Raw genomic sequence first — 8,973 nt, 5'->3', positions numbered from 1 at the left:
TCCCCTGCTGTTAGTGTAAATTAACTTTATTTCCTCGGGTGGTGAGGGGGGGGGGAGGGGGTGGGGGCGGCGGTGGGTGGATGTGGGAAAGGCTCGTCACGCTTTGCGTGACGAGCCTTTGGTTGTAGCCCCGACCGGATTCGAACCGGCGCTACCGCCTTGAGAGGGCGGCGTCCTGGGCCACTAGACGACGGGGCCAGAACTTTTCCGTTCACCACCCTCGCGGGCGGTGCGAATGTAGTCTAGCGGCACCGCACCCGGGCACGAGCGCGGGGTGCGCTGTCGCCCGAGGGCCCGACGGAGGCCGGAACGGGCCCGGCCACGGACACGAAACAGCCCGCCTCACGAGGTGAGACGGGCTGTGCACAATGTAGCCCCGACCGGATTCGAACCGGCGCTACCGCCTTGAGAGGGCGGCGTCCTGGGCCACTAGACGACGGGGCCAGAACAACTTTCGCTCCCCCACCTCAGCGGTGGAGGAGCTGCACTCTACCGAAGACCACCCTCCGCCCCCGAAGGGGCGGAGTCGAACTCCGTCAGAATCCAGCGTCTGGAAATTCTCGCGAATTCCAGCAGCGCTGGGGTACCAGGACTCGAACCTAGACTAACTGAACCAGAATCAGTCGGGCTGCCAATTACCCCATACCCCATTGGCCCCTTGCGGCGCCGGGAGTGAACTTTACCCTCCCGGTGCCGGCAGGCCAAATCCGATCCCCCCGAACCACCCGTGAGCTGCGGAAACAGGGGCATCAGACGGATCAGGCGACGGGTACCACCGGGTTGGTGAGCTCACCGATGCCGTCGATCCGCACGGTGACCGTATCCCCCTCGACAAGCGGGCTAACCCCGGCTGGGGTGCCGGTGAGAACGACGTCGCCGGGCAGCAGAGTCATCACGTGCGAGATGTACGACACCAGACCCGCGACGTCGAAGACCATGTCCTTCGTCCGGCCGAGCTGGCGTACCTCCATCTCCTCCGGGTTGCGACCCACCTCACACCGGATCTCCAGATCGGAGACGTCCAGTCCGGTGGTGATCCACGGGCCGATCGGGCAGAACGAGTCGAAGCCCTTGGCCCGGGTCCACTGCCCGTCCGAACGCTGGAGGTCCCGAGCGGTGACGTCGTTGGCGCAGGTGTAGCCGAAGATGGCGCGTTCGGCGGCGGCGCGGTCGGCGCGGCGCGCACCCGGCGCCCCGATCACGACGGCCAGCTCCGCCTCGTGCTCGACCTGCTTGGAGAAGATCGGCAGCCGGATGGCGTCCCGGGGGCCGATCACCGAGGTGGACGGCTTGAGGAAGAGCAGCGGCTCCTTGGGCACCTCGTTGCCGAGCTCGGCGGCGTGGTCGGCGTAGTTGCGGCCGACACAGACGACCTTGCTGGGCAGGATCGGGGAGAGCAGCCGAACGTCGGAGAGGGCCCAGCGGGCCCCACTGAAGGACAGATTGCCGAACGGGTGGCCCTCGATCTCGGCGATGGTCAGGCTCTCCGGCCCGGCCTCCGCTTCGCCTTCGACGGCACCGAACGACATTCCCTTGGCATGGGCGAAACGAGCGATACGCACCCGGCCAATCTAGCGCCGCGGGTGCCCCGACCGGCCAGGACCGGCTGTCGGGTGTGCTCAACCCGTCAGCCCGCGGCACCCTATCGGAGCTGGAGGTGACCGGGGCGGACTTCTCGACTTCGTACCCGCACGGAGGCGACTCGCCCCTAGCGTCGGCTCCGGAGGTTCGTTCGTATGCCTGCATCGACACGACACCACAGAGCCCTCGCAGTGTTCGTGCACTGCCTCGGCATCCTCGCCGCCGTGCCGGCCCTGCCGACGGCGGCCCCGGAGGCGGCGGCCGCGCCACGACCACCGGCCGCCACGCCACAACCAACGGCGGCCGCACCACCACCGGCCGCCATCCCGGCACCAGCGGGAACCCGGCCGCCGGTGGCGATGGTCGCGCGGGTGACCGAGCCCACCCCGCCCTCGGCGCCACCGGCGATGGCACCACCGACCCGGGCACCGGCGTCGGCGCCCCCGCAACAGGTCACTGTGGCGGTCGCCACGGAGAGCAGCCCGGCACCGAGGTACCGGATCCAGGTGCGCAACGTGAGCAACTCGCCGCTGGAGACCACTGTGCGACAGGAACTGCCGCCCGGCTCGACGACCACCGCGATCAGTGGTGGTGGCCGGTCCAACCCGGCCGGCGGATCGACCACCGAGGTGACCTGGCGGTTGCGGCTGCCCGCGCACAGCACCACCACCCTGGGCACCGCGCTCGCGGCGACCGCGCCGGGCCGGCCGCTGACCGCGCCGACCTGCGCGTTCACCAGTGACGGCAGCCGGCCGTACGACTGCGCCACGGCCACCTGGCAGGCGGCGGCGGCACCGGCGGCCGAGGTGAGCGAGGCGCCGCCGTGGCGCCGCTACCCGGTGCTGCTCGCCGGACTGGCGGTTCTGCTGCTGATCAGCGCCGCGGTGGTGTGGGTGTGGCGACGTCGGCGCGGGCGTCGGGTGACGGCTGCCGCGCTCTCCACAGGCGGCGGCGCCGAGGGTGGCCGTGGGACGGTCTATCCCCGCCCGGCAACCCCGAGTCCGGTGCGACGCCGGCGTACCCCGCCGGTCTGGATGTTGGTGGGTGCCGCCGTCGTGGTGCTGGCCGGCGTGGTCGGCACCGCCGGTTGGACGGCGACCCGGCAGGTCTCGGCGATCGACACGCAGAAGCAGCCCACCAGCGGCGCGTGGATGGGCACCGGGGTCACCGGGTCGCTGGGCGTGCCGCTGCGCGAGTCGGCGTTCGAGTTCACCGTGTACCGGATGATCTGTGGCGCACCGGGCACCGCGGGCAAGCCCGACGGCGGCGGTGCCGCGCCGGCCAACGGGCGACGCTGCGAGGCCACCGTCGGCGTGCGCAACGTCACCGGCGACCACCAGCCCTGGCACAGCGAACTGCAACGGGCGTACCTGCCCGGCGGCCGCTGGGTGAGCACCGACGAGGCGGCCACCCGGACGGCGAACCTCGGTCGGGACGTCTTCGCCGACCCGATGGCGTCGGGCACCCGGATGGTGCTCCCACTGGTCTTCACGGTGGACGGGCGGGACCCGCCCCAGCAGTTGGAGCTGCGCAGTGGGGTGTTCTCCGCCGGGGTCCGGGTGCAGATGCCCTGACCGGTGTGCGGGCGGCGGTCGTACCCTGGGGTGCGTGACCGCCGCCCTCGCCCCCGCCGTGCTCGACGCGACGCAGTGGCAGGCCCGTCGCCGGGCCCACGAGGAGCGGGTGGACGTCTGGCTGACCCCGCACCTGGCCCGGCGACGACGCGGTGAGCGGCATCCGGTGGCCGACTTCCTGTTCACCTACTACTCGCACCGCCCGGCCCAGCTGCGGCGATGGCATCCGGGCCCGGGGGTCGAGCTACGGGACGCCGATCCGGCCGAATTCGGCCGCGACTACCGCGCCACCGCCGCCGGGGTCACCCTCGACACCGAGGGGGTACGCGCCCGGCGCGGCGAATCGATCGCCTGGATCCGCTCCCTGCTGGAAGCGACGCGGGGGCGTCCGGCGCACTTCGGCTGCTTCGGGATGCACGAGTGGGCGATGGTCTACCGGCAGACCCGGGAGGAGCTGCGGCACAACGCCTGGCCGCTGCGGCTCAGCGCGGAACGCACCGCCGAGGTCGTCGAGGAGCGGGGCGTGCGGTGCAGCCACTTCGACGCGTTCCGGTTCTTCACCCCGCCGGCCCGCCCGTTGAACCTGCTCACCCCGACCCGGGAGACGCAGCACGCGCACGAGCAGCCGGGCTGCCTGCACGCCAACATGGATCTGTACAAGTGGGCGTACAAGTTGTCGCCGTTGGTCTCCTCGGAGCTGGTCGCCGACGCGTTCGACCTGGCCCGGGACATCCGCACGCTGGACATGCGGGCCAGCCCGTACGACCTGGCGGCACTCGGCTACCCGCCGGTGCGCGTGGAGACCCCGGACGGCCGGGCGGAGTACGCGGCGGCCCAGCGCGGGTTCGCCGAGCGGGCCGCCGTGCTGCGCGACCGCCTGCTAACCGCCGTCCCGGCCTAGCCCCACGCCCCACGCCCCACGGCGTCGATCAGTCGTCGTCGGCGCGGCGGTCCCGCTTGCGCTGGGACTGGCGTTTCTTCTCGGCCAGCCGGCGTTCCTTGGCCCCACGGGACGGGCGGGTCGCTCGGCGGGTCGGCGGTGGGGGCGCGGCGGCCTCCCGCAGCAGTGCTGTCATCCGGGCGCGGGCCGCCTCCCGGTTGGCCAGCTGGGCCCGGTGCTCGCTGGCGGCGATCGTCAGCACCCCGTCGACGAGGCGGTTGGCCAGCCGGGCCAGCGCCCGCGGCCGCAGCCACTCGGGCACGGCCGGAGAGTTGGCCACGTCGTAGCTCAGCTCGACCCGGGAGTCCGCTGTGTTCACGCCCTGCCCGCCCGGCCCCGACGAGCGGGAGAAGCGCTCCCGTAGCTCCCCGGCGGGGACGACCCACCGGTCGGTCACCCGCAGTCCGTCGTCCACGCCCCGAGGCTAACCCGCGACGACGCGCCGGGGGTCATCGGTGCGGAGGCTCACTCTGCGTCGGGGACTGGCTGGGCGCCGGCCCGGCGGTCTCCTCGTCGGAGCCGACGGCCGCGTACGCCACCGCGCCGAAGAGCAGCACCCCGATCACCGCGGCCTTCACGACGACGCCACGGATCAGCGACCAGGCGCCCCGGCGGGCGCCTGGCACCGATTTCTTGACGGTCTGGTAATCGTTCCACCCGCGTCGTGCCCGGGCGTACGCCGACCCCACTGCACATCCGATGACCAGGCCCACCAGCAGGAGGACCGTGAGAAGAGGACGCTCCACCTCCGCCAGTATCCATACCGAGCGTAATATTTCCATTGTCCGATGCCGTCCGGCCGGATATCTGACAGTGCGGGCCCCCGTCAGGGCGTTCGGGCAGTTCAGCCGCCCTTGCCGATGATCGTGTCTGCGGTCTGCTGCACCTGGTCGATCGGGATGGCGAACCCGATGCCGATCGAGCCGTTTCCGTCGATGGTGGCGATGGCGGTGTTCACCCCGACCACCTCTCCCCGCGCGTTCACCAGCGGCCCACCGGAGTTGCCGGGGTTGATGGACGCGTCGGTCTGCACCGCGCTGTGCCGGTTGTTGCCGAGCCGCACCTGCCGGTCGAGCGCGCTGACGATGCCAGCGGTGACGGTTCCGGCCAGGCCGAGCGGCGAGCCCACAGCGAGGACCGGCTCACCGACCCGGGTCGCGCCCGGTTTGGCAAGGGGCAGTGGGGTGAGACCGGCGGATGCCGGCACCTTCAGCACCGCCAGGTCGCTGCGCGGTTCCCGTCCGACCACCTCGGCGGCGAACCGGCGGCCGTCGGGCAGCTCCACTGTCACCGGCCCGCCACCGCCCTTGGCCAGGATGTGGTCATTGGTGATCAGGTGCTGCTGGTCGTCCACAGCGAAGCCGGAGCCGGTAGCGGACCCGCTGGTCGCACCACCGGCCAGCACCGACACCACCCCGGGTACGGTCCGTTCGGCAGCGGTGACCAGCTCGGCCGGCACCGGGGCGGCGGACGCCGCGGCCGGGCCACCAGCACCGTCCCGGCTGGCCACCACGCCACCGGCGAGAGCACCGGAGACGGCCGACACCGCCACCACCGCCAACACGGCGAACAGCCGCCCAGGCCGTCGCCCGCCCGGGTCGCGCTCGGGCGCGTCCCACCACCCGCGCCCGTCCGGGTCGAGTTCCGGTGAGATGAACCAGGGACCGCGCGGCTCGCCCAGTCCGGTCTGCACAGCCATGCGTACTCCTCACTGTCGACGTCGGTTGTGCGTGGCGGTCAGGGCAGCCGGGAGAACCAGCGCATCGAGCCGGCGGCGGCGCCCATCGCGAACACCAGTCCGAGGCCGATGAACCGGGCCGAGATGTCCTGCCGCTCGGTGCGGTAGCCGACCGAACTGCCGATGTCGTCGTAGACGGCCCGCAGCTCGTCGGTGGTGCTGGCCTCGTGGAACATGCCGCCGGTCTCCTCGGCGACCGCCTTGAGGGTCTGTCCGTCAACCGGCACCTGGATGGGCCGTCCGCCTCTGTCGACGAACCCGGACGGGGTGCCGAACGAGATCGAGTGCACCGGCACCTCCGCCTTCACCGCTTCCGCGGCCGCCTCCATCGGGTCCATCCCGGAGGTGTTGGCGCCGTCGGAGAGCAGGATGACCCGGGCGGGTGGGGTCTCCTTCGCGGCTTCGCTGTCCAGGCTCTTGACCGCGCCGAGTGAGGTGTTGATGGCCTCGCCGATAGCGGTGCCCTGGACCCCGGTGATGCCCTCGGCGAGCCTGTCGATCCCCTCGTCGAGGGCGTCCCGGTCGGTGCCCGGGGGCACCAGCACGGCGGCGCTGCCGGCGAACGCGACGAGACCCACGTTGAACTCGTCGGGCAGGCCCTCGACGAAGCGCCGGGCGGCCTCCTTCGCCGCGGCCAGCCGGTCCGGTTCGACGTCGGTGGCGAGCATCGACGTGGAGACGTCCACCGCCACCATCACGGTGGCCCGTTCCCGGGGCACCCGGACCTCGGCGCTCGGTCGGGCGAAGCCGACCACGAGCAGCGCCAGCATGGCCAGGAAGAGCCCGGCTGGTACGTGTCGACGCCAGGCGGGCCGCTGCGGCGCCACCCGGTCCAGCAGCCGCAGGTTGGTGAAGCGGACCGCGTAGCGGCTGCGGCGCCGCTGCAGCACCAGGTACGCGACGACCACTGCGAGCACGCCGAGCAGCAGCCAGAGTCGCAGCGGCGACTCCCAGCTCACGCGGCACCTCCCCGGGGCCTGCCGGCCGGCGCGGCGGCCAGCCGACGCTGGGCGTGCACGTGCCGGACGATGTCCGCGCTCCAGTCGCCGTCGGTGCGCAGCGGCAGATGGGTGGCTCCGCTGCGGCGCAGCGCCTGGTGGACCTGTTCGCGCTGGGCGGTGGCGGCCTCGGCGTACCGCTCGCGCAGCCCTCGGTCCGATGTGCACACCTCGCGGTGCCGACCGGTCTCCGGGTCGACGAGCGTGATCAGGCCGACGTCCGGTAGTTCCAGCTCACGCGGGTCGGTCACCTCGATCGCCAGCACCTGGTGCCGGACGGCCAGCCGGCGCATGGTCCGCTCCCACGGCGCTGTCTGGCCGGGGTCGTCGGGCAGTCCGTCGAGGAAGTCGGAGACCACCACCACCAGCCCACGCCGGTTGGCGATCCGGTGCAGCGCGTCGAGGCCGTCGGCCAGATCGGGCGGTAGGGCCGCCGGCCCGCGCCCCGGCCGTTCGGTGGGCGCGGTGGCCCGGGGGGCGGCGAGCAGCGCGCGGAGCAGGGCGAGCAGATGGGTACGTCCGCTGCGGGCCGGGAAGCGGCGTACCCCGTCGGCGTGCAGCACCTGGGCGCCGAGGCGGTTGCCGACGCCAGCGGTCAGGAAACCGACCGCCGCGACGGCGGCCACCGCCAGTTCCCGTTTGTCCAGCTCGGCGGTGCCGAACTCCATGCTGGCGCTGCCGTCGACGAGCAGCCAGGTGGTCAGCTCCCGATCGGCGTCGACCTGCCGGACGTGCGGCACGGCGGTCCGGGCTGTCACCGCCCAGTCCATCCGACGGACCTCGTCCTCGCCCGGCCGGTATTCGCGACTGCCCGAGGGTTCACTGCCGGGACCGGGCAGCAGACCCCGGTACTGGCCGTGCAGCAGGCCGTTGAGTCGGCGCGTGACGGTCAGTTCCAGGCGGCGCAGGCGCTGGTCCGGGGCCAGCTCGGCCAGGCCGGGGTCGGCGGGGGCGACGGCGGCGCGTCTCATGCCGCCGCCAGATCCGGTGTCTGCTGCGGGTGTCCGGTGGCGAGCCGGGGCGGCGGCACCGCCTCGACGAGCCGTCGCACCACGCTCTCGGCCGACACCCCGTCGGCCACCGCGTCGAAGGAGAGCACCAGCCGGTGGGCGAGGACGTCCACGGCAAGCTCACGGATGTCCTCGGGCAGCACGTACTCCCGGCCCCGCAGCAGGGCCTGTGCCCGGGCGGCCGCGACCAGGCCCAGTGTGGCCCGTGGGCTGGCCCCGTACGCCAACAGCGGGGCGATCTCCGGCAGCCCGAACCGGCCCGGGTCGCGGGTGGCGAGGATGAGCCGCACCACGTACTCGGCCAACGCGTGGTGGACGAAGACCCGCTCGGCGTGGATCTGAAGGTCCCGCAGCCGTTGCGCGTCGAGCACCTGGCGCGGGCTCGGCCGGTCGGTGCTCATCCGGTAGAGGATGGCCAGCTCGTCGGCGTCGCTGGGGTAGTCGACGACCACCTTCATCAGGAACCTGTCACGCTGCGCCTCCGGGAGCTGGTAGACCCCCTCGGACTCGATCGGGTTCTGGGTGGCCAGCACCAGGAACGGCTCCGGCACCGGCCAGCTTCGCCCGCCGATCGAGACCTGCCGTTCGGCCATCGCCTCCAGCAGCGCCGACTGGACCTTGGCCGGGGCCCGGTTGATCTCGTCGGCCAGCACCAGGTTGGCCATGATCGGCCCCAGCTCGATGTCGAAGGTTTCCTTTGACGCCCGGTAGATCCGGGTGCCGACGATGTCGGAGGGCACCAGGTCCGGGGTGAACTGGATCCGGGAGAAGGTGCCGCCGACCACCGTCGCGAGGGTCTGCGCGGCCAGTGTCTTGGCCACGCCGGGTACCCCCTCCAGGAGGCAGTGTCCGTTGGCGACCAGGGCGGTGAGCAGGCGTTCGACGAGGCGATCCTGCCCGACGATCACGCGTTTGACCTCGAAGAGGGTCTGTTCCAGCTCGATGCCGGTCGGCTCCGGATCGACCGGGCTGGGCATGCTGGCCAGGGTGTCCGAGATGTCCGTCACGGTGCTTGCTTCCCGGGCACGCGCCCGGCAAACGTGGGATTGTGCGGCCCGGACCGGCCCGGAGTGGCCGGAATGGGGATGAGCCGCGCGGAAGGGTGACGACCGTCGCGAGCCGGCCGAGGAGA

The 8,973-nt window shown here is 72.4% G+C and carries 9 protein-coding genes and 3 tRNA genes; 2 read left to right on the top strand and 10 right to left on the bottom strand.

What is annotated here, in order from left to right:
* Positions 1-125: 125 nt before the first annotated feature.
* From AB0B98_RS26905 to AB0B98_RS26890, 4 genes are all read right to left on the bottom strand, one after another.
* A tRNA-Glu gene (locus AB0B98_RS26905) sits at positions 126-198 on the bottom strand.
* 173 nt (positions 199-371) lie between these two features.
* Positions 372-444 (bottom strand) — tRNA-Glu (locus AB0B98_RS26900).
* A 134-nt stretch (positions 445-578) separates the two neighbouring features.
* Positions 579-650 (bottom strand) — tRNA-Gln (locus AB0B98_RS26895).
* A gap of 108 nt (positions 651-758) precedes the next feature.
* Entirely contained in the window at positions 759-1,562 is an 804-nt protein-coding gene (locus tag AB0B98_RS26890; RefSeq protein WP_357366241.1) for a fumarylacetoacetate hydrolase family protein, read from the bottom strand.
* A gap of 174 nt (positions 1,563-1,736) precedes the next feature.
* Here AB0B98_RS26890 and AB0B98_RS26885 point away from each other — a divergent pair, with 174 nt between their 5' ends.
* Both AB0B98_RS26885 and AB0B98_RS26880 read left to right on the top strand, forming a co-directional pair.
* Positions 1,737-3,155 carry a hypothetical protein gene (locus tag AB0B98_RS26885; RefSeq protein WP_357366239.1) on the top strand — a complete coding sequence of 473 codons (1,419 nt, stop codon included), beginning with the start codon at positions 1,737-1,739 and terminating at the stop codon, positions 3,153-3,155.
* 34 nt (positions 3,156-3,189) lie between these two features.
* On the top strand, positions 3,190-4,056 hold the full coding sequence (locus AB0B98_RS26880) for a 3-methyladenine DNA glycosylase (RefSeq protein ID WP_357366237.1): 867 nt from the start codon (positions 3,190-3,192) through the stop codon (positions 4,054-4,056).
* 28 nt (positions 4,057-4,084) lie between these two features.
* Here the strand turns inward: AB0B98_RS26880 and arfB are convergent, their stop codons facing one another.
* The 6 genes from arfB to AB0B98_RS26850 all read right to left on the bottom strand — a co-directional run bounded on the left by arfB (position 4,085) and on the right by AB0B98_RS26850 (position 8,848).
* Positions 4,085-4,510, bottom strand: coding sequence for an alternative ribosome rescue aminoacyl-tRNA hydrolase ArfB (gene arfB / locus AB0B98_RS26875; protein WP_210786405.1), 426 nt, complete (start codon positions 4,508-4,510; stop codon positions 4,085-4,087).
* A 34-nt stretch (positions 4,511-4,544) separates the two neighbouring features.
* The gene (locus AB0B98_RS26870; RefSeq protein ID WP_210786404.1) at positions 4,545-4,841 is read right to left on the bottom strand and encodes a hypothetical protein; all 297 of its coding nucleotides are present in this window, start codon (positions 4,839-4,841) and stop codon (positions 4,545-4,547) included.
* A 98-nt stretch (positions 4,842-4,939) separates the two neighbouring features.
* The gene (locus tag AB0B98_RS26865) at positions 4,940-5,794 is read right to left on the bottom strand and encodes a trypsin-like peptidase domain-containing protein (protein WP_357366234.1); all 855 of its coding nucleotides are present in this window, start codon (positions 5,792-5,794) and stop codon (positions 4,940-4,942) included.
* A 38-nt stretch (positions 5,795-5,832) separates the two neighbouring features.
* Entirely contained in the window at positions 5,833-6,792 is a 960-nt protein-coding gene (locus AB0B98_RS26860; RefSeq protein ID WP_357366233.1) for a VWA domain-containing protein, read from the bottom strand.
* Positions 6,789-7,802, bottom strand: a complete 1,014-nt coding sequence (locus AB0B98_RS26855; RefSeq protein ID WP_357366231.1) for a DUF58 domain-containing protein — start codon at positions 7,800-7,802, stop codon at positions 6,789-6,791. The genes AB0B98_RS26860 and AB0B98_RS26855 overlap by 4 nt, the downstream gene beginning before the upstream one ends.
* Positions 7,799-8,848, bottom strand: a complete 1,050-nt coding sequence (locus AB0B98_RS26850) for a MoxR family ATPase (protein ID WP_357366229.1) — start codon at positions 8,846-8,848, stop codon at positions 7,799-7,801. The genes AB0B98_RS26855 and AB0B98_RS26850 overlap by 4 nt, the downstream gene beginning before the upstream one ends.
* Positions 8,849-8,973 lie beyond the last annotated feature (125 nt).

Source organism: Micromonospora sp. NPDC048947 (genome assembly GCF_040649495.1).
GTDB lineage: Bacteria > Actinomycetota > Actinomycetes > Mycobacteriales > Micromonosporaceae > Micromonospora > Micromonospora alfalfae.
This window is presented reverse-complemented; position numbering and strand designations above follow the sequence as displayed.